Origin of the sequence: Xanthomonas sacchari (assembly GCF_040529065.1) — a bacterium.
Taxonomy (GTDB): domain Bacteria; phylum Pseudomonadota; class Gammaproteobacteria; order Xanthomonadales; family Xanthomonadaceae; genus Xanthomonas_A; species Xanthomonas_A sacchari.
In genome coordinates this window covers 2459847-2481619 of record NZ_CP132343.1, presented here as the reverse complement: position 1 = coordinate 2481619, position 21773 = coordinate 2459847, and the positions used below count along the sequence as shown (strand labels likewise).

Annotated in this window: 12 protein-coding genes; all 12 read left to right on the top strand. The window is 68.2% G+C overall.

What is annotated here, in order from left to right; all coding sequences use genetic code 11:
- Positions 1-169 precede the first annotated feature (169 nt).
- The 12 genes from RAB71_RS10505 to RAB71_RS10450 all read left to right on the top strand — a co-directional run bounded on the left by RAB71_RS10505 (position 170) and on the right by RAB71_RS10450 (position 21446).
- Complete coding sequence (locus tag RAB71_RS10505) at positions 170-931, top strand: transporter (RefSeq protein WP_010343294.1); 762 nt, start codon at positions 170-172, stop codon at positions 929-931.
- A 13-nt stretch (positions 932-944) separates the two neighbouring features.
- Positions 945-3314, top strand: coding sequence for a methyl-accepting chemotaxis protein (locus RAB71_RS10500; protein ID WP_029562130.1), 2370 nt, complete (start codon positions 945-947; stop codon positions 3312-3314).
- A 250-nt stretch (positions 3315-3564) separates the two neighbouring features.
- A complete protein-coding gene (locus tag RAB71_RS10495) occupies positions 3565-5814 on the top strand; it encodes a methyl-accepting chemotaxis protein (protein WP_010343296.1) in 2250 nt (749 codons plus the stop codon).
- Positions 5815-6162: 348 nt separating this feature from the next.
- The gene (locus tag RAB71_RS10490) at positions 6163-8406 is read left to right on the top strand and encodes a methyl-accepting chemotaxis protein (protein WP_104609525.1); all 2244 of its coding nucleotides are present in this window, start codon (positions 6163-6165) and stop codon (positions 8404-8406) included.
- Between the two features lie 667 nt (positions 8407-9073).
- The gene (locus RAB71_RS10485) at positions 9074-11572 is read left to right on the top strand and encodes a methyl-accepting chemotaxis protein (RefSeq protein ID WP_010343300.1); all 2499 of its coding nucleotides are present in this window, start codon (positions 9074-9076) and stop codon (positions 11570-11572) included.
- 276 nt (positions 11573-11848) lie between these two features.
- On the top strand, positions 11849-12352 hold the full coding sequence (locus RAB71_RS10480) for a hypothetical protein (protein ID WP_234006563.1): 504 nt from the start codon (positions 11849-11851) through the stop codon (positions 12350-12352).
- Positions 12349-14556: a methyl-accepting chemotaxis protein gene (locus RAB71_RS10475; RefSeq protein WP_010343302.1), complete on the top strand. Its 2208-nt coding sequence runs from the start codon at positions 12349-12351 to the stop codon at positions 14554-14556. The genes RAB71_RS10480 and RAB71_RS10475 overlap by 4 nt, the downstream gene beginning before the upstream one ends.
- A gap of 59 nt (positions 14557-14615) precedes the next feature.
- The gene (locus tag RAB71_RS10470; RefSeq protein WP_029562131.1) at positions 14616-15398 is read left to right on the top strand and encodes a flagellar brake protein; all 783 of its coding nucleotides are present in this window, start codon (positions 14616-14618) and stop codon (positions 15396-15398) included.
- A 121-nt stretch (positions 15399-15519) separates the two neighbouring features.
- Entirely contained in the window at positions 15520-16014 is a 495-nt protein-coding gene (locus tag RAB71_RS10465) for a chemotaxis protein CheW (protein ID WP_010343304.1), read from the top strand.
- Between the two features lie 193 nt (positions 16015-16207).
- The gene (locus tag RAB71_RS10460; protein WP_010343305.1) at positions 16208-16570 is read left to right on the top strand and encodes a hypothetical protein; all 363 of its coding nucleotides are present in this window, start codon (positions 16208-16210) and stop codon (positions 16568-16570) included.
- Positions 16571-16670: 100 nt separating this feature from the next.
- Positions 16671-19052 (top strand): methyl-accepting chemotaxis protein, encoded by a 2382-nt coding sequence (locus RAB71_RS10455; RefSeq protein ID WP_041500152.1) that lies wholly within the window; start codon positions 16671-16673, stop codon positions 19050-19052.
- A 168-nt stretch (positions 19053-19220) separates the two neighbouring features.
- Entirely contained in the window at positions 19221-21446 is a 2226-nt protein-coding gene (locus RAB71_RS10450) for a methyl-accepting chemotaxis protein (protein ID WP_010343310.1), read from the top strand.
- Positions 21447-21773 lie beyond the last annotated feature (327 nt).

The window sequence follows — 21773 nt, the reverse complement described above, 5'->3', positions numbered from 1 at the left end:
TGGTGCGTCGGCCGCCGCAGAGCGCTTAGCACGTCACGTTCGTAAAGAAACGGTCTTCAGGGTCGATATAGAAAGCGGAACTGCCACGCCATGGGCACCGCACGCGCCTCGGCGCCGGACGCACTGCGCCCGGATCCCCGGTTCCGACCGAACCGCCACGGGAGGCGCCATGAAGCCAGTCGTTCTAGCCACTTGTCTGACCCTGTTCGGCCTTGCGGGAGGGGCGCACGCCGAAGCCGAGCCGATCGCCACCGATCGCCCCGACTTCGTGGAATCCAGCCTCACCGTCGGCGACCGCCGCCTGCAGGTGGAAACCAGCGTGGCCTGGGAACGCGACGGCGATGTCGATGGCTACGCCACGCCGACCCTGTTCCGCTACGGCATCGGCCCGAGCTGGGAACTGCGCGTGGAAACCGACGGCTGGCAGACCATCGACGTCCCGGTCGGCGACGACGTCTCCGGCTTCTCCGACATCTCGCTCGGCCTCAAGCACCACCTGGCCAGCGAGCTCGGCGGCGCCTCGCTGGCCTGGCTGCTGCATGTGGACCTGCCCAGCGGCGCACGCGACGTGCGCGGCAGCGGTGCCCGCCCGTCGTTCCGTCTGGTAGCCGAATGGGAACTCAGCGACAGCGTCTCGTTGGGCATGATGCCGGGCGTGATCCGCGACGAAGGCGACAACGGCCATCGCTACACCGCCGGCATCTTCGGCGTGGTGCTGGGCAAGGCCTGGAACGACCGCACCCGCTCCTTCGTGGAACTGGCCCTGCCGCAGATCGCGCATGCCGACGACGGCGGCACCATCGCCCTGCTAGACGTGGGCTCGGCCTGGCTGCTCAGTCAGGACGTGCAACTGGACGTGGTGTACAGCCGCGGCCTCAACGACCGTTCGCCGGACCACGCGCTCGGCGCGGGCCTGTCCTTCCGTTTCTGATCGGGCCACACCGATGAAAATCATGCATATGCTCGGGATCCTGGTGCTGGTGGCGGTGCTCGCCCTGCTCGCACTGGGCGGGGTCGGTTACGGCGCCCAGCAAGGCCTGTTGCGCTCGGTCGCCGCGCAGGTCACCTCTTCGGACGCGCTGCGCAACCACATGCAGGCCGACATGATGCACGACGCCCTGCGCGGCGATGTCACCGCTGCGCTCCTGGCGTCGGCGCGGCAGGATGCGGACGGGGTCAAGGCGGCCCGTGCGGCGCTGGGCGAACACGCCGGCGAATTCCGCAAGGCGCTGGACGACAACCAGAAGCTGCCGCTGGACGGCACCCTGCGCGCGCAATTGGATGCCGCCGGGCCGGCGCTGCAGCGCTACATCGCCGCCGCCGACAAGGTGGTGACGCTGGCCGAGACCCACGGCGACAGCAACGCCGCCTATGCGGACTTCACCGCGCAGTTCACTCGGCTGGAAAGCGAGATGGACACGATCAGCGACAGCATCCTGGCGCTGAACGAGCAGAGCCGCAAAGCCGCCGAACAGCAGAGCCAGCGCGCCACCTGGCAGCAGGCCGGCGCGGTGCTGGTGGCCGTGCTGTGCCTGGCCGCGGCCGCGGCCTGGATCCTGCGCTCGGTCGCGCAGTTGCTCGGCGGCGAGCCGCGGGTGGCGATGGACGCCGCCCAGCACATCGCCGAAGGCCGCCTGGATCAGCCGATTCCGGTCGCCGCCAGGCATGGGCGCAGCCTAATGGCGGCGCTGGCGCGGATGCAGCGCGAACTGCGCGAGCGCATCGAACGCGAACGCAGCGTCGCCGCGGAGAACTTGCGCATCCGCACCGCCTTGGACAACGCCTCCACCGGCATGTACATCGCCGATCCCGACCTGACCATCATCTACGCCAACACCGCGCTGCAGACCCTGCTGCAGACCCACGCCGAGGACATCCGCGCCTGCGCGCCGGCGTTCGACCGTTCCGCGCCGCTGCTGGGCCAGTCGGTGGCGCTGCTGGAAGTCGGCAACTCGCAAGACGCGGAAATCTACCAGCGGCTGGACCGGCAAGGCGCGGCGCAGCGCGAGGTCCGCTATCGCGAGGTCTGCATCGCCCAGGAGATTTCCGCCATCCGCAATGCCGAGGGCGCGCACCTGGGCTTCGTCTGCGAATGGCGCGACCGCACCGCCGAGACCCGGGTGGAAGCGGAAGTGGCCGCGGTGGTGCGCAGCGCCGCCGCCGGCGACCTGTCGCAGCGCATCGATCGCACCGGCAAGCAAGGCTTCTTCCTGATGCTGGCGCAGCAACTCAACGGCCTGCTCGACGCTAACGCGATCAGCATCGCCGAGGTCTCGCGGCTGCTCAGCGCGCTGGCCGACGGCGATCTCGGCGCGCGCATGCACGGCGACTTCCACGGCATCTTCGCCACCATGCGCGACGACGCCAACGGCACCGCCGAGCGCCTGGCCGACATCGTCGGCCGTATCCAGCGTGCCGCCGGCGACATCCACAGCGCCGCCACCGAAATCGCCCAGGGCAACAGCGACCTGTCGCAGCGCACCGAGCAGCAGGCGGCCAGCCTGGAAGAGACCGCCGCCTCGATGGAAGAACTGACCGCCACGGTCAAGCAGAACGCCGAGCACGCACGCCAGGCCAACCAGCTCGCCGCCGGTGCCGCCGCAGTCGCCTCGCAAGGCGGTGCAGTGGTCGGCCAGGTGGTCGACACCATGAGCGGCATCGAGAGCGCATCGATGAAGATCGCCGACATCATCTCGGTGATCGACGGCATCGCGTTCCAGACCAACATCCTGGCGCTCAACGCCGCGGTGGAAGCCGCCCGTGCCGGCGAGCAGGGCCGCGGCTTCGCCGTGGTCGCCAGCGAAGTGCGTACGCTGGCGCAACGCTCGGCCAATGCCGCCAAGGAGATCAAGGGCCTGATCGACGACTCGGTCGGCCGCGTCGCCACCGGCGCCCAGCTGGTGCAGCGCGCCGGCCAGACCATGCAGGAGATCGTGGCCTCGGTGGGCCGCGTGACCGACATCATGGGCGAGATCTCCGCGGCCTCGCAGGAGCAGTCAGCCGGCATCGAGCAGGTCAACCGCATGGTGACGCAGATGGACGAGAGCACCCAGCAGAACGCTGCGCTGGTCGAGGAAGCCACCGCCGCGGCACGCTCGATGGAGGACCAGGCCGCGCAGTTGAGCGACGCGGTGGCTGTGTTTCGATTGGAACAGCACGCCACGCGTGCCACCCCTGCCCCAGCCTTCGTCGCCACGGTGGTGGCCGGCCATTCGGCCACCGCTGCGACGTCGCATGCCACGCAGGCATCTCAGCCGAACGCGCAGGCCATCGCCGACGCGATCGGCACCGAATGGCAGCCGCTGACCGCGTGAGGAGCCACGTAGGGAAATGAATCAGACAGCGTCGGGAACCGTCTTACGACCAACGACGTATCGAGGAATGTGCCGTCACGCCGATATCACATTCGGGTGACGGCGAAACATGTTGTACAGCAACGCAGTGGTTTTCCTTTCTTCGCTTTTCTGACCGCCACGCCCGCCCCTCCGGTCGCGCACCTGCCGCCGGAGCCAACAGGGACAAGGACCTGGACGTCCCAGGGACACCGTCAACGAAGAGGTCGACATGAATGCCTTTCTGCAACGCTACAACGTCGGACGCCGCCTCGCCGGCGCCTTTGGCCTCCTGATCCTGCTGTCCTGCTTATTGGTAGCCGCAGGCATGCTTTCCATGTCGCGCGCCCAGACCGAGCTGGACCAGATCGTCAAGAAGAACGTCGAGAAGACCCGCATCAGCAACGACATGCTCGACGCCAACAACAAGATCCTTGGCGCGCTGGGCACGCTGGCGATGGTGACCAGCGACGAACTCAACCAGCAGGCTGTGGCAGAGATCAAGAAGCAGCGTCAGCGCTACATCGAATTGCGTGCCGAGCTGGACAAGTTCCCGCCCTCCGCAAAAGGCAAGGTGGTGCGTGCCAAGATCGACGCGGCACGGGCGACCGCGCGCGCCCTGAACGACCAGGTCATCGCGCTGTCCCTCGCCAGTCGCAACGACGAAGCGCAAGCCCTGCTGATCAATCGCTCGCGGCCTGCGACCCTTGCCTGGAACGGCTACATCCGCGAGAACGTGGACCTGCAGAACGAGCAGTTGCAGACCGCCTACGCCAACGCGACGCAGGCCATCGCCAATGGCCGCAACCTGTTGCTCGCCGGCGGTGTCATGGTGCTGCTGGTCAGCGGTCTGCTGGGCTGGACCATCACCCGCAGCCTGACCCAGCCGCTGCACCGTGCCACGCGTGCAGCGGAAGCCATCGCGAGCGGGCGCCTGGACAACGACGTCGCCACCGACGCGCGCGACGAACCGGCGCGGCTGCTGAATGCGATGCACATCATGCAGACGCAATTGCGCAACCTGATGCGCGCGCAGGATGAAATGGCGCGCCGCCACGAACTCGGCGAGATCAGCTACCGCATGGACGAGAGCGCGTTCACGGGCGACTACGCGCGCATGGTCCACGACGCGAACAAGATGGTCGGCGATCACATCGCAGTGAAAATGCAGACCGTGCATCTCATCGAACGCTACGCGATCGGCGACCTTTCCCAGGACATGCCGCAGCTGCCCGGCGAGAAGGCCACGATCACCACGGCGATGGCTGCGGTGAAGGGCAATCTGATGCGCATGAGCGGCGAGATCAACCAGCTCGCCGCCGCCGCCCTGGCCGGCAATTTCGCCGCGCGCGGCGACGCCGTCTACTTCCAGTACGATTTCCGCGCCATCGTCGAGAGTCTCAACCAACTGATGGCCACCGCCGACGGCAATCTGCAGGCGCTGTCGCAGATGCTGCAGTCGATCGCCGCCGGCGACCTCACCGCGCGCATGCACGGCGACTTCAATGGCGTGTTCGCCAGGATGCGCGACGACGCCAATACCACAGCGGAGCAGTTGGCGGCGATCGTCGGCCGCATCCAGACCGCCGCAGTCAGCATCAATGCCGCGGCCACCGAGATCGCTGCCGGCAACGACGACCTGTCGCGCCGCACCGAGCAACAGGCCGCCAGCCTGGAAGAGACCGCGGCCTCGATGGAAGAACTGACCTCCACCGTGAAGCAGAATGCCGAACACGCCCGCCAGGCCAATCAGTTGGCGGTGGGTGCGGCGGCCGTCGCCTCGCAAGGCGGCAGCGTGGTCGCCCAGGTGGTCGAGACCATGAGCGGCATTGAGGCCTCGTCGAAGAAGATCGCCGACATCATCTCGGTCATCGACGGCATCGCCTTCCAGACCAACATCCTGGCGCTCAATGCGGCGGTGGAAGCGGCGCGTGCCGGCGACCAGGGTCGCGGTTTCGCCGTCGTTGCCAGCGAAGTACGCACCCTGGCGCAACGCTCGTCGAGCGCGGCCAAGGAGATCAAGGGCCTGATCGACGACTCGGTCACGCGCGTGACCGAAGGTTCGGTCCTGGTCGACCAGGCCGGCCGCACCATGAGCGAGATCGTGGCCTCGGTGCAGCGCGTGACCGACATCATGGGCGAGATCTCGGCCGCCTCGCAGGAGCAGGCGACCGGCATCGAACAGGTCAACCAGACGGTAGTACAGATGGACGAGACCACCCAGCAGAACGCGGCCTTGGTGGAAGAGGCCACTGCGGCAGCGCGTTCCATGGAAGAACAGGCCGGTCAGCTCACCAGCACCGTAGCGCTGTTCAAGATCGACAGCATCGGCGACGCGGCCGGCGGCATGCGCCCGGCCCCAGTACTCAGGCCATCCGTTGCGGCCAACGCACCGCGTGTCGCCAAGGCAGCCGCCCGTTCGCACAGGCAGCCCGCCAAGCGCGCAGCGGTCGCGGTCGGCGGCGACTGGCAGGAGTTCTGAGTCGCACGGTCGCCATGCCACCGGCATGGCGACCGGCTGCGGCGGCAACGCCACGCGTGCGCGGTGCACGCCAAGCCCGCCGACACAGGCGAACGAAAGACAGGGCGAAGGCAGGTCTATTGGGCGCCAATGCATGTCGGAGCCGCGTCGGATTTTGCCCTTGCCCACCAACACCGGTAGGACCGCAGACAGCTTCCTAACCGTCTGCCAACACTTCCGTGAGAAATGCTCAACTTCTCACCGACATGTCGATATTGAGGGTGCGACACGGCATTGCCAGGTCGTGTCGCAATCGCTGGTCGCCAGCAATTGCGCCCCGGTTCCCCTCTGTCCCCCGAAAGGTCGGCTATGAACGCACTTCTGCAACGCTACAACGTCGGTCGGCGCCTGGGCATGGCGTTCGGCATCCTCATCCTGCTGTCCGGCGTGCTGGTCGCCATGGGCTTGCTGACCATGGCCAGGGCGCATCGCGAACTGGACAGCATCGTCAACGGCAACATGGAAAAGGTCCGGCTCTCCAACGAGATGCTGGATGCCAACACCAACGTGCAGATCGGGCTGTTGTCCATCACCATCGTCGATGGCGATGCGGCCAACCAGAAGATGATCGACATCGTGCAGCGCAACCGGGCGCGCTACAAGGCCGCGCACGATGCACTGTCGGCGATGCCGGCGACACCGGCCGAACGCCAGGCCATGGCCGCCATCGAGAGTGCGCGGGCGCAGTCGGTGCAACTCAACAATCAGGTGATGGCGCTGGGCGAGAAGGATCTCAACACCCAGGCGCAGGCGTTGCTGCTGGGCGATGCCGCGGTGGCGATGGAGAGGCAGCAGGCGGCGATCCGCGCCAATGCCGATCTGCAGCGGCGCTTGAGCCGGGAAGCCTATGCGATCTCCTCGGCGGCGATGGCGCGCGGCCGCATCATCCTCATCTCCGGCGGCCTTGCGGTCCTGCTGGTCAGCGGCCTGCTGGGCTGGACGATCACCCGTAGCCTGACCGGGCCGCTGGGCCGCGCCACCCGCGCCGCCGAGGCCATCGCCGACGGCCGCCTGGACAACGACGTGAGCACCGACGCGCGCGACGAACCCGGCCGCCTGCTGGTCGCGATGGGCCGCATGCAGACCCAGTTGCAGCGCTTCTCCAGCGAAACCGCGTTGATGATCGAACTGCATGCCGACAAGGACATCAGCCACCGCATGCCGCAGGACTTCCCGGGCGTGTACGGCGAGCTGAGCAAGGGCATCAACACCATGATGTTCGAGCACCTGGACGCCATCGTCGACGCCATCGGCGTGCTCAACGAATACGCCAACGGCGACCTGCGCCGCGACGCGCGCCGCCTGCCCGGCAGTCGTGCGGTGCTGCACGAGTCGATGGATGCGGCCAAGGCCAGCCTGCTGGCGATCAATACCGAGATCAAGCGCCTGGCCGCGGCCGCCGCCGCGGGCGATTTCAGTGCCCGCGGCGATGCCGCGCACTTCCAGCACGACTTCCGGCTGATGGTGCAGGACCTCAACGCGATGATGGAGGTCAGCGACCGCAACCTGGGCAAGCTGTCGGCGCTGCTGCAGTCCATCGCCGCCGGCGACCTGACCGCGCGCATGGACGGCGAGTTCCATGGCGTGTTCGCCACCATGCGCGACGACGCCAATGCCACCGCCGACCAATTGACCGGCATCGTCGGCCGCATCCAGACCGCCGCGGTCAGCATCAATGCCGCCGCCACCGAGATCGCCGCCGGCAACGACGACCTGTCGCGCCGCACCGAGCAGCAGGCCGCCAGCCTGGAAGAAACCGCCGCTTCGATGGAAGAGCTGACCTCCACGGTGAAGCAGAACGCCGAGCACGCCCGCCAGGCCAATCAGTTGGCGGTGGGCGCCGCCTCGGTCGCCTCGCAGGGCGGCGCGGTGGTCGGCCAGGTGGTCGAGACCATGAGCGGGATCGAGGCGTCCTCCAAGAAGATCGCTGACATCATTTCGGTGATCGATGGCATCGCCTTCCAGACCAACATCCTGGCGCTCAACGCCGCGGTGGAAGCCGCCCGTGCCGGTGAACAGGGCCGGGGCTTCGCCGTGGTCGCCAGTGAAGTGCGCACCCTCGCGCAGCGTTCGGCCAATGCCGCCAAGGAGATCAAGACGCTGATCGACGACTCGGTCGGCCGTGTCGCCACCGGCTCGGCCCTGGTCGACCAGGCCGGCCGCACCATGAGCGAGATCGTCGCCTCGGTACAGCGCGTCACCGACATCATGGGCGAGATCTCCGCGGCCTCGCAGGAGCAGTCGGCCGGCATCGAGCAGGTCAACCAGACCGTCACCCAGATGGACGAGACCACCCAGCAGAACGCCGCCCTGGTCGAGGAAGCCACCGCCGCCGCGCGCTCCATGGAGGAGCAGGCCGGGCAGCTCAGCGATGCGGTCGCACTGTTCAAGATCGACAGTGTCGCCAGCATCGCGCGGCCAGCCGCGGTGCGCGCGGCGCCGGCCAAGCCGGCGGTGCGGGTCGCGAGCAAGGCCGGCACGGCACCGCAACCGGCGGTACGCAGGCCCGTGGTGGCCGCCGCCAGCAATGGCGACGCCTGGCAGGAGTTCTGAGGCCATGGTGGCGAGGGCGCACACGGCCTCGCCACCTCGCGTCTGTCAGCGGCACCCCCAGTCATCCCTGGCCTGATCGAACGCCGGCTGCGTGGACACGCGCAGCCGGCGTTCGGCTGTCCACGCGTCTACGCGCATCGCGCGTCTCCTTCGGCACGTCAGCGCCGACCTGCCTCGTGCGCCCCCGCGTCACAGCGGCGCAGCCCGCTCTGTCGGCCGCGTGCGAGACCAGCGGCGCGGGCACGCAACGCGCCCATCGGGCGAACGGATCGGGCGAGGACGTTCCTCCCACCCGCAGACCGCCGCCGTTCACGGCATCTCGGCAGGTCGACGCATTCCGGAACCGTGCCGTCATCCGCGGATCGCACAATACCCTGCATCGCAGCTGCATCCGTGCGGCGTGGCGCCACGTATGTCTGGTCCAGTGTGTCCTCATGCAGGCGCTACAACCCTGATGGACGTTTAACTTGCTCGGATCACAGATTCAATTTTTGTCTAACGCCGCCGCTAAAGATTTGCCCGATTCGGTCGAGCCCCGGCGATCACGCCGAAGGCACGCGTCCCAGCCGGGCGAAGCTCGACGACGGTCCGTTCCATCCTGCATTCCCATGGCCTGCGCTCCACCCGAGCGCAGGCCTTCTTTCGCTCTTCCTCCGAGACCCGCGCAATGACGTCGCACTCCGCGAACCACGCCGCTCCGCCCGCCTCCGAACGCCGCTCCCGCCTGCGGATCTGGCACGACCTCCCCATCGCGCGCAAACTCAGCCTGATCGGGGTCCTGGCCCTGATCGGCCTGGTCATTCCGCTGCTGCTGTACACCCGCACGCTCAACGACGGCGTGGAGGTCAGCCGCGCCGAGTTGCGCAGCTATGCGCCACTGCGGCAGATGCTGACGCTGCTGGCGGCCCTGCAGGAAGAACAGGTCGGCACCGGCACCGATGCGGCGCAGGCGCGCGAGACCGCGGACCGGGCGCTGGGCGAACTGCAACGGACCGTGCCGGCCCTGCCCGGCTTCGACCGCAGCACGGCGGCGCTGGCGCAGCTCCAGCAGACCTTGCAGACCAGGCGCAACGACTTCGCGGCGGTCGCCGACAAGGCCGACGACGCGCTGGACGCCCTGCGCGACGACAGCCAACTGGTCTACACCCCCTACGTGGAGAGCTACCACCTGGTGGTCAGCAGCCTGATCTACGCCCCAGTCACCAGCCAGACCCTGACCCGACTGGATGCGATGCACGATCCGTCCCAGGCGGGTACGGAGACCCCGATCCTGCGCGCCCAGATCGGTGAGTTGGCGCGCGACCAGGCGCGCCTGCGGCATGAACTGAAGAAGGCCCTTGGCCTGCTCGAGCAGCAGGATCCGGCGCTGACGCAGGCGGTGAGCAACGAAGCCGCCGTCGCCGACCGCGCCCTGCCGCAACTGGCGCAGGCCCTGGACAGCGGCGGCGCCGACGCCGACCAGCGCTGGAACGTGGCCCTGCACGGCTGGGACGAGGCCCTGCATGGCCTGAGCGCCACCGCCTTGCAGGCGCTGCAGCGCCAGTCGCAACGGCACCTGGACGCGTCGCTGCAGGCGATGTGGTCCGCGGCGGCCGGGCTCGGCGTGTTGACCCTGCTGATCGCGGCGATCTGTGCGCACACGCTGATCACGCTGACCCGCAATGTGCGTCGCGCTGCCGGTGTCGCCGCCGACATCGCCGAAGGCCGCCTCGACGCCCGCATCGTGGTGCCCAGCCGCGACGAAAGCGGACGGCTGCTGGCCGACATGCAGCGCATGCAGCAACAGCTGCGCGAAGTGCTGGCCGCACAGACCGAAATGGCGCGGCGCCACGACGTGGGCCAGACCAGCTACCGCATGGACGAAAGCAGCTTCCCCGGCGACTACGGGCGCATGGTCCGCGACAGCAATGCGCTGGCCGCCGCGCACATCGCGGTGACCGAGCGCCTGGCGCAGATCATGGGCCGCTACGCCATCGGCGACCTGTCTGAGGACATGGACCGCCTGCCCGGCGAAAAGGCCCGTCTCACCGAGACGATGGACACGGTCAAGCACAACCTGACCGCGATGAATACCGAGATCAAGCACCTGGCCGGCGCCGCGGCGGCCGGCGATTTCAGCGTGCGCGGCGACGCCGAGCGCTTCCAGTACGACTTCCGCCTGATGGTCGACAGCCTCAACCAGTTGATGGCCACCGCCGACGGCAACCTGCAGGCGCTGTCGTCGCTGCTGCAGTCGATCGCCGCCGGCGACCTGACCGCGCGCATGCACGGCGACTTCCAGGGCGTGTTCGCCACCATGCGCGACGACGCCAACGCCACCACCGAACAACTGGCCGCCATCGTCGCGCGCATCCAGACCGCCGCGGTCAGCATCAACGGCGCCGCCAGCGAGATCGCCACCGGCAACGACAATCTGTCGCGTCGCACCGAGCAACAGGCCGCCAATCTGGAGGAGACCGCTGCGTCGATGGAGGAACTGACCTCCACCGTCAAGCAGAACGCGGAGCGCGCGCGCGACGCCAACCGCCTCGCCGCCGGCGCGGCCTCGGTGGCATCGCAGGGCGGCGTGGTGGTGGGCCAGGTGGTGCAGACCATGAGCGGCATCGAGACCTCCTCGAAGAAGATCGCCGACATCATCTCGGTCATCGACGGCATCGCCTTCCAGACCAATATCCTGGCGCTCAACGCGGCGGTCGAAGCCGCCCGTGCCGGCGAACAGGGCCGCGGTTTCGCGGTGGTGGCCAGCGAAGTGCGCACCCTGGCCCAGCGCTCGGCCAATGCCGCCAAGGAGATCAAGGGCCTGATCGACGAGTCGGTCGGCCGCGTCGCCGAAGGCTCGGCGCTGGTCGAGCGCGCCGGCACCACCATGCAGGAGATCGTGACTTCGGTGCAGCACGTCACCGACATCATCGGCGAGATCGCCGCGGCCTCGCAGGAGCAATCGTCCGGCATCGAGCAGGTCAACCGCACCGTCACCCAGATGGACGAGAGCACCCAGCAGAACGCCGCACTGGTCGAGGAAGCCACTGCGGCCGCCCGCTCGATGGAGGAGCAGGCCGGGCAACTGCGCCAGGCGGTGGCGGTGTTCAAGGTGGAAGCGCAGACATCATCGCTGCGCCCGTCGGCGGTGTCGGCCGCACGCAGGCCGGCGCACGCCTTCGCCTGAGTCCACGCGCGCGGTAGCGCAACCAGACGGGCCATCTGTCGCGCCCAGACCTCGGCATCCGCAACATGCCGAGGCTTTACCCTACATACCACTCGGCCGCGGACCATTTCCGCGGCCGAGCGCGTTTCTGGCACCGCGCATCAAGTTTTTCGCGAAATGCGTACATCAGCGTCGTTACCACCACGTGAATTGTGATGACTGCCACCTTAAGGAACGATAGGTGCTGTCGATAACGTGAGCAGCCGGTGAGTACCGGCGTCGCGCTGGCTGTTTCCCATGCAGGCACTCTCCGCCACGACGCACCGCTCGCGACGTTTCGCCCGCGTGCCATGGGGGCTGTTGCTGCTGGTGCTCTGGACCATCTGGGCGGCCACCCGGTTGGTGGCACTCGCCACCCCGCCACCGGCCGACAGTGCCGACGCCATCCGCACACGCCTGCTGGCGTTCGCCCCCGCATCCCTGCCCTCCGGCCAGGCCGTCGCGTTTCGCCTGCGCGTGGCCGGCTGCGCCTGCGCTGCACCTGCGGCCCTCGCGCTGCCGGGCATCCACAGCGTGGACCTGCGCAACCGCCCTGCGCCGCTGGCGCTGCCGTATGCGCTGATCGTGTTCGATGCGCATGCGCGCCTGATCTATGCCGGTCCGGCGCAACTGGCCGGATGCGGCACGTCGATCGCCGCCGCCGCGCTGATCCCACGCTTGCTGGCAAGCGGCGATCCCTCGCCGCTGATCTCTCCTGCCCAGTGCAGCTGTCCCACCGACTCCAAGGAGCCCCTTGCATGAGCGCCTCGCCTACCCAAGGCCATTTTCTCGTCGGCAACGAGCGCTACGTCTACCTGCAGAAACTGGCGGCGCAGGCCGACCGGCTGTTCGTGGCGGTGTCCGTCGTGGCCACGCTCGCCAGCCTGGCCGCCGCCTGGCACGAGGCCGCGTGGACACCATGGCTGGCGGTCAGCCTGCCGACCCTGGCGGTCGTTGCCCTGCAGGTGAAGCTGCACCCCGGCAGTCTGTTGAGCCGCTGCACGGTGGCGCTGGGCCTGATGGTGCAGGCCGCCGTGCTGATCCAGCAGTCCGGCGGCATGGTCGAGGTGCATTTCGGCGTGATCCTGCTGATCGCGCTGCTGCTGTACTACCGCGACTGGCGGCCGATCGTGGTCGCCGCCGCGGCGATCGCCGTGCATCACGTGCTGTTCTTCTGGCTGCAGCACCGCGGCCTGCCGGTACTGGCGTTCACCGCCGACGCGGGCATCGGCATCCTGGTCATCCATGCGCTGTACGTGGTCGTGGAAACCGCGATCCTGGTGCCGATGGCGGTGCAGATGCGCCGGCAACTGCTGGACGTGGGCCACGATCCGCACGACCTGGCGCAGGCCGCGCGTGCGATGGCCCAACAGCAGCCGCTGTCGGCGGCGATCCGCGCGCTGGACCTGCCGGAAGGCTCCATCGCCCATACCCTGGTGGCGGCCAACGCGCAGTTGCTGCGCAGCCGTGAGCAGGACAGCGAGGCGCAGCGCGAGACCCTGCGCATCCGCACCGCGCTGGACGACGTCACCACCAACGTGATGATCGCCGACGCCGAGCGCCGCATCGTCTACGTCAACCGGCCGCTGCTGCAGATGCTGAGCGACGTGCAGGACGACCTGCGCCGCGACCTGCCGCAGTTCGATGCCAGCGACCTGCTGGGCAAGACCATCGACGTGTTCCATCGCCATCCCGAGCACCAGGCGCGCATGCTCGCCGAGCTGAAGGGCACCCACCGCGCGCAGATCCGCGTCGGCGGCCACACCATGCGCCTGATCGTCAATCCGGTCACCGACGCGACCGGCAACCGCCTGGGCTTCGTGGTGGAATGGGCCGACCGCACCGAGGAAGTGGCGGTGGAAGAGGAGATCGCCGGCATCGTGCGCGGCGCGGTCGCCGGCGACCTCGGCGGGCGCATCCGCCTGGACGACAAGCACGGCTTCCTGCTGCAGCTGGGCGAACAGATCAACTCCATGCTCGCCGCCGGCGCGGCCGGCCTGGGTCACATCCAGCAGATGCTGCGCGCGCTGGCCCAGGGCGACCTGTCGCGGCGCATCGATGCCGACCTGCAGGGCGTGTACGCGAACATGAAGGACGACGCCAACGCCACCGCCGCGCAACTGTCGGCGATCGTGCGGCAGATCCAGGGCGCCTCGGATGCGATCAACACCGCCGCCGGCGAGATCGCCGCCGGCAACGAGGACCTGTCGCGCCGCACCGAGCAGCAGGCGGCCAGCCTGGAAGAGACCGCGGCGTCGATGGAAGAGCTGACCTCCACCGTCAAGCAGAACGCCGAGCATGCGCACCAGGCCAACCAGTTGGCGGTGGGTGCGGCGGCCGTCGCCTCGCAAGGCGGCAGCGTGGTCGGTCAGGTGGTCGCCACCATGAGCGGCATCGAGACCTCCTCGAAGAAGATCGCCGACATCATCTCGGTCATCGACGGCATCGCGTTCCAGACCAATATCCTCGCGCTCAACGCCGCGGTGGAAGCCGCCCGTGCCGGCGAACAGGGCCGCGGCTTCGCCGTCGTGGCCAGCGAGGTGCGGGTGCTGGCGCAGCGCTCGGCCGGTGCCGCCAAGGAGATCAAGGACCTGATCGACGACTCGGTGACCCGCGTGGCCGAAGGCTCGGCGCTGGTCGACCAGGCCGGCAAGACCATGCAGGAGATCGTGAGCTCGGTGCAGCGCGTCACCGACATCATGCGCGAGATCGCCTCGGCCTCGCAGGAGCAGTCGGCCGGCATCGAGCAGGTCAACCAGACCGTCGCGCAGATGGACGAGGCCACCCAGCAGAATGCCGCACTGGTCGAGGAAGCCAGCGCCAGCGCCCGCTCGATGGAACAGGAAGCCGGCGCACTGGCGCGCGCCGTGGCATCCTTCACCCTGGAGCAGCGCCCGCCGCTGGGCGCCAGTGCCACAGTCGGCAACGTGCGTCCGGTCTACAAAAACGCCGTGCTCAGCCGATAGCATGCGTGGGGCGGGCCGACGCGCGCCGCCTCACCCACCACCAGTACGCATTGTCCACCATGGCCGAAGGCATCCCCAGCGACTCCCCTGTCCCGTCTTCGCCGGAAGAAGAAGTGGAGGACGATCGTTTCCTGCTGACCAAGCCCCGGCAGATCCGCCAGTTGCTGCAGTCGCTGATCCAGCAGCGTTCGCAGGTCAGCGCCCACGTGGGCGGCCGCGACCAGGCCTTCTCGACCGCGCTGCTGGACCTGGACGAGGACAGCCTGTTGCTGGACCTGAGCGTCAACGAAGCCTCCAACCGCGCCGCCGAGCAGGCCGAGTACCTGCTGTGCTTCGCCCAGTTGGACAAGGTGCGGGTGCGTTTCCGCATCGAATCCCCGCAGCGCACCGACGACGACGGCCAGCCGGGCTTCCGCGCCGCGCTGCCGGAATCGCTGTACTACCTGCAGCGGCGCGAGCATTTCCGCCTGGAGACCCCGATCACCGACTCGCCGCTGTGCGTGCTGCGTTTCGAGGACGATGAGGGCAAGGTGGAACTGAAGCTGCGCGTGGTGGACATCAGCGGCGGCGGTCTGGCCGTGGCCCTGGTGCAGGGCCAGCCCATGCCGCAACTGCAGCAGAGCTACCCCAACTGCGTGCTGCAGTTGCCCGATGCCGATGCCATCCGCCTGACCCTGCAGGTCTGCAACATGTATGTCTGCAAGCTGGCCAACGGCCAGGACACGCTGCGCGTGGGCATGCGTTTCCAGGACCTGCCGCGCGGCGCCGACGCGGCGATCCAGCGCTACGTGTTCCGCATCGAACGCCAGCGCAGCGCCCGCAAGAGCGGCGTACTTTCCTGAACGCCGGCAGTGGCACGCCGTTCCGGGCCTAAAGTTCGCCGCCACCGCGCCGATCTAGCATCAGAGTCGCGCTTTCCCCTTACGCCACCACCCGCAATCCCGTGCGCACCAGGAGCACACGATGAACGACAAGACCAGCTCCACCTCCGACGCCACTGGCGGCGAATTCCTCAGCTTCACCCTCGGCGAAGAACACTACGGCGTGGATATCCTCAAGGTGCAGGAAATCCGCGGCTACGATTCGGTCACCCGGGTCCCGGACGCCCCCGAGTACATCAAGGGCGTGATCAACCTGCGCGGTACCATCGTGCCGGTCATCGACCTGCGCCTGAAGCTGCGCCTGAAGGAAGCCCGTTACGACGCCTTCACCGTGATGATCGTGCTCAACGTGGAGAACCGCGTGGTCGGCATCGTGGTCGACAGCGTCTCCGACGTGATCCCGCTGAACCAGGAACAGATCCGTCCGACCCCCGAGTTCGGCGCCGCGGTCGACACCCGCTTCATCTCGGGCATCGGCACCCAGGACGACAAGATGTTGATTCTGCTGGATATCGAGACCCTGCTCGACAGCGCCGAGTTCGGCCAGCAGCACGCCCACGTCGACGAAGCCGCCTGACGCGGCCTGCGCCGCCGGGCTGTAGACGAAACCCGCCGCCCGGCGGGTTTTTTATTGAAATGCGAACTGTTTATCACTTGTGAGAATCAAGTTAACCGGTTTCAGGCCGATAGCTGAAGAGTGGCCGGTATCACACAGCCCTCACTTCATCCCCCCGCCCTCTAGGAGTCGTTCCATGAAACCGAGCTTTCCCATGCTGCTGGTCCTGCTGTTCGCCGCCAGCCCCAGCACCTTCGCCCAGTCCCAGCAGATGATCCCGCCGGAGATGGCCACCCGGTTCGTCGGCAAGGACGGCATGGTCTGCGGCAAGGTCGAGAAAGCCAAGTACGCGCAGAATTCCGAGGGCGAGCCGACCTTCCTGTACATGGGCGGCATGTTCCCGCGCCACACCTTCTCCGCCCGCATCGCCGGCGCCGACCGCAGCAAGTTCGGCTTCCCGCCGGAAACCCTGGAAGGCAAGGACGTGTGCGTGATCGGCAAGATCGAGCGGGACAGCTCGCGCGCCGAAATCCAGGTCAGCGCGCCGTCCAGCCTGAAGCTGGCCACCATCAAGTAAGCCCCGGCGCCGCCGTGCTGGACCCGTGCATGCGGTCCGGCGCGGCGGCGTTTGCCGTTCTTGCCCTTGTCGCCCCCTCCGAATTACGGGAAACGCGCTCATGCAGTGGATTAAAGATCTCAAGGTGATGCCCAAACTGATGCTGGCGTTCGGCGTCGTGCTGGCGTTGATGCTCATCCAGGGCGTGGCCGCCTATCGCGGTCTGCACTCGCTCAATGGCGTGGCCAGCAACGTGTCGGCGCAGGTCGTGCCGAGCGTGCGCACCGGCGGCGAAATGCGCGGCATCCTCGGCGAGTACCGCAACGCGGCCTACCAGAGCCTGATCCGCAGCAGCGATGCGCTGAAGAAGGAATCGGCCGCGCGCAAGGTCGCGCTGAAGAAGCAGATGGACCAGATCCTGGCCCAGTATCCGCCCAAGATCGGCAGCCCGCAGGAAAAGACCATCTACGAGCGTCTGGTCGCCGACTGGAAGAAGGCCAGCGCCTCCTACCAGTCCGTCGACGAGATGCTGCAGCTCGACCTGCACGACGACGCCATCGACACCTTCACCGGCGAGACCCGCACCCTGCACAACAAGGTGGTGGACGATGTCGTCGCCCTGATCGCCGAGAACGACCGCCAGGCCAAGGCCGCGGCCGATGCCGCCAGCGGCACCTACAGCAAGGCCTCCGCGACCCTGTTGATCTGCCTGCTGATCGGCCTCGGCGCGGCGGTGGGCCTGGCCGTCCTGTTCGGGCGGATGCTGGCCAACAGCGTGCGCGATGCGGTCAAGGTGGCCAGCGATGTGGCCGGCGGCAAGCTCGACGGCCATATCGACGCCAACGGCAAGGACGAATTCGGCGAACTGATGCAGGCGCTCAAGCGCATGCAGCAGGACCTGCGCGGGCGCATCGAGCGCGACGCCGCGGTGGCTGCCGAGAACCTGCGCATCCGCACCGCGCTGGACAATTCCTCGACCGGCATGTTCATCGTCGACCTGGACTACAACATCGTCTACGCCAATCCCTCGATGCAGGGCCTGACCGACAAGTACGCCGAGCAGATCCACTCGGTGGCGCCAGCCTTCGATTCGAGCCTGCCGCTGGTCGGCTCGCCGGTCACCGTGCTGGAGTACGGCAACCAGCACGATCCCAAGACCCTGTCGGAGCTGGAAAAGAAGGGCGTGATGGAGCGCGAGATGGCCTACGTCGACGCGCGCATCGCCCAGACCATCACCGCCATCCGCGACCAGCACGGCACCCACATCGGGTTCGTCTGCGAATCGCGCGACCGCACCCTGGAAGCGCAGGTCGAACAGGAAGTGGCCAAGATCGTGCGCGAGGCCGCCGCCGGCGACCTCAGCGGGCGCGTCGGCCTCGACGGCAAGCACGGCTTCTTCCTGCAACTGGCGCAGCAGCTCAACGGCCTGCTGCAGGCCAATGGCGACAGCATCGGCGAAGTGTCCAAGCTGCTGACCTCGCTGTCGCAGGGCGACCTCACCGCGCGCATGCACGGCGACTTCAAGGGCGTGTTCGCGACCATGCGCGACGACGCCAATGCCACCGCCGAGCAGCTGGCGGCCATCGTCGGTCGCATCCAGCAGGCGGCCAACGCGATCAATGCCGCGGCCGGCGAGATCGCTGCCGGCAACGACGACCTGTCGCGCCGCACCGAGCAGCAGGCCGCCAACCTCGAAGAGACCGCGGCCTCGATGGAGGAACTGACCTCCACCGTCAAGCAGAACGCCGAACACGCGCGCCAGGCCAACCAGCTGGCCGCGGGTGCGGCCTCGGTGGCCTCGCAGGGCGGCGACGTGGTCGGCCGGGTGGTCGAGACCATGAGCGGCATCGAGGCGTCCTCGAAGAAGATCGGCGACATCATCTCGGTCATCGACGGCATCGCGTTCCAGACCAACATCCTGGCGCTCAACGCCGCAGTGGAAGCCGCGCGCGCCGGCGAACAGGGCCGTGGCTTCGCCGTGGTCGCCAGCGAAGTGCGTACCCTCGCCCAACGCTCGGCCAACGCCGCCAAGGAGATCAAGGGCCTGATCGATGCGTCGGTCGGCCAGGTGGCCAATGGCTCGACCCTGGTGCGCCAGGCCGGCCAGACCATGACCGAGATCGTCGCCTCGGTGCAGCGCGTCACCGACATCATGGGCGAGATCGCCGCCGCCTCGCAGGAGCAGTCGGCCGGCATCGAACAGGTCAACCAGACTGTCACCCAGATGGACGAGACCACCCAGCAGAACGCCGCCCTGGTCGAAGAAGCCACCGCCGCCGCCCGCTCGATGGAAGAGCAGGCCGGCCAGCTGACCGAAGCCGTGTCGATCTTCCGTGTCGAGCAGTCGGCACAGGCCGTGGCGACGCATGCCCCGCACGCGGTGACCACGCCGAAGCCGGCACCGGTGGCGAAGAAGCCGGCGGCCGTCGCTCCCGCCAAACCCGCCGTGCGCGCCCGCAAGGCCGAACCGGCGCTGGCCGATTCGGACTGGCAGGAATTCTGAGGCCGGCCCAGCCTGTCGCAGCGTTTCCCATCCCCGGCCTTCGCGCCGGGGATTTTTTTTTGTGGCCGCGCCAAGGCGTGAATTGTCTACAAGGCGGCGCGCCGCGCGCTCAACTTCATCGCGATCGCGGCCGTTAAAGCCTAGTGAACACCTCCAAGGACCACGTCCATGTCGTCTCGCTCACTGCTCACCCGTCTCTCGGATCTGCCGCTGCGCCGCAAGTTCCTGTGGCAGACCGTGTTGCTGGGTGCCGGCATCGTCCTGCTGGCGGTGATCGCCGCGCGGATGCAGTACCTGGACATCCGCAATACCCGCGAGCAGGCGCTGAAGGGACAGATCGAACTTGCGCTGGGCGTGGTACGCGCCTATGCCGCGGAAGTGGACAAGGGCAGCATGCCGCTGGAGGAAGCGCAACGCACCGCCCTGCGCACGCTGGAGTCGATGCGGGCCCGCGACGGCGTGGATTACTTCTACGTGCACGACATGCACCCGACCATGCTGATGCACCCCACCCGCAAGGACCTGGTCGGCAAGGACATCGGCCAGGTGCTCAGCGCCGACGGCAAGCCGGTGTTCCGTGAGTTCGTGAAGGTGGCCGAGGCCGGCGGCGGCTACGTCGACTACCTGTGGCCCAAGCCCGGCAACGACAAGCCGGTGGAGAAGGTCTCCTATAACGCGCCGTTCGCGCCCTGGCACTGGGTGATCGGCACCGGCGTCTACATGGACGACGTGCAGGGGCAGGCCTTGATCTTCACCGGCGTCATGACCCTGGCCGGCGGCATCCTGGTGCTGCTCACCTTCGGCATCAACTGGCTGATCGGCAGCTCGGTGCTGCGCCCGGTGGCGCGCAGCCTGGACGCGATCCGCGCGGTGTCGCGTGGCGATCTCAGCGTGCGCATCGACAATCCCGGCCGCGACGAGACCGGCCAGATGCTGGGCGCCACCGGCGAGATGATCCGGATGCTGGAGCGCTTCTCCAACGAGACCGCACGGATGGCGGTGCTGCACGCCGACAAGGACATGTCCCACCGCATGCCGGAGGATTTTCCCGGCGTGTACGGCGACCTGGCCGCGAGCATCAACCGCATGATGTTCGAGCACCTCGACGCCATCGTCGACGCCATCGCCGTCCTCAACGAATACGCCAATGGCGACCTGCGCCGCGACGCCCGCCGCTTGCCCGGCAGCCGCGCGGTGCTGCACGAGTCGATGGATGCGGCCAAGGCCAGCCTGCTGGCGATCAATACCGAGATCAAGCGCCTGGCCGCCGCGGCCGCAGCCGGCGACTTCAGCGTGCGCGGCGACGCGGCGCGCTTCCAGCACGACTTCCGGCTGATGGTGCAGGACCTCAACGCGATGATGGAGGTCAGCGACCGCAACCTGGGCAAGCTGTCCACGCTGCTGCAGGCCATCGCCGCCGGCGACCTGAGCGCGCGCATGCACGGCGAATTCCACGGGGTGTTCGCGCGGATGCGCGAAGATGCCAACACCACCGCCGACCAGCTTGCCGACATCGTCGGCCGCATCCAGGCCGCGGCGCGCAGCATCCACGGCGCCACCACCGAACTGGCCACCGGCAACGAGGACCTGTCGCGCCGCACCGAACAGCAGGCCGCCAACCTCGAGGAGACCGCCGCGTCGATGGAGGAGCTGACCTCCACGGTCAAGCAGAACGCCGAGCACGCACGGCAGGCCAACCAACTGGCGGTGGGCGCCGCCTCGGTGGCCTCGCAGGGCGGCGACGTGGTCGGCCGGGTGGTCGAGACCATGAGCGGCATCGAGGCCTCGTCGAAGAAGATCGCCGACATCATCAGCGTCATCGACGGCATCGCCTTCCAGACCAACATCCTGGCGCTCAACGCCGCGGTGGAAGCGGCGCGTGCGGGCGAACAGGGCCGCGGCTTTGCCGTGGTCGCCACCGAAGTGCGGACGCTGGCGCAGCGTTCGGCCAACGCCGCCAAGGAAATCAAGACGCTGATCGACGACTCGGTCGGTCGCGTCAGCGAGGGCTCGGCCCTGGTCGACCAGGCCGGCCGCACCATGAGCGAGATCGTGACCTCGGTGCAGCGCGTGACCGACATCATCGGCGAGATCGCCGCGGCCTCGCGGGAGCAGTCGATGGGCATCGAGCAGGTCAGCAGCACCGTGGCGCAGATGGACCAGGCGATCCAGCAGAACGTCGCCGTGGTCGAGGAAGCCGGCGCCTCGGCACGGGCGCTGGAAGAGCAAGGCCGCCGGCTCGGCGAGGCGGCGGCGGTGTTCCGGCTGGACGCGGCGCCGGCCGGTACGGACGGCGGCGCAGGCACCGCGCCACCGGCAACGGCACGCACCGCCGCACGGCAGGCGCCGCTGCGGCTGGTCCGCACGGCCGGCCCGACCGTCGGGGCCGATTGAGCGCCAATACCGCTGCGATAGGAACAATCACGCGACGCGCGAGGATTCGCCCCCTGGCGCGGTTCAAGCAATCGCCGCACGAGTCGATAACAGGATCACGCTCCGTGATCCGCGCATGACATCGCCGGGTCACGACCGCGACCGTTCAGGGAGCACGTGATGCCTAGCCTTCGCCGTCCACCATCGTCCAGCCTCCCGTGGCGATGCCGCGCCGTCGCACGCACGCGCAGGCCCGGCACCGGCCGGCGTTTGCCCGCCAGTGCCACCCACCCGCTCTCCGCTGCGCGGTCCCACCGGAGATCCTGGAGCCGCCTGCGCACGGTCCGG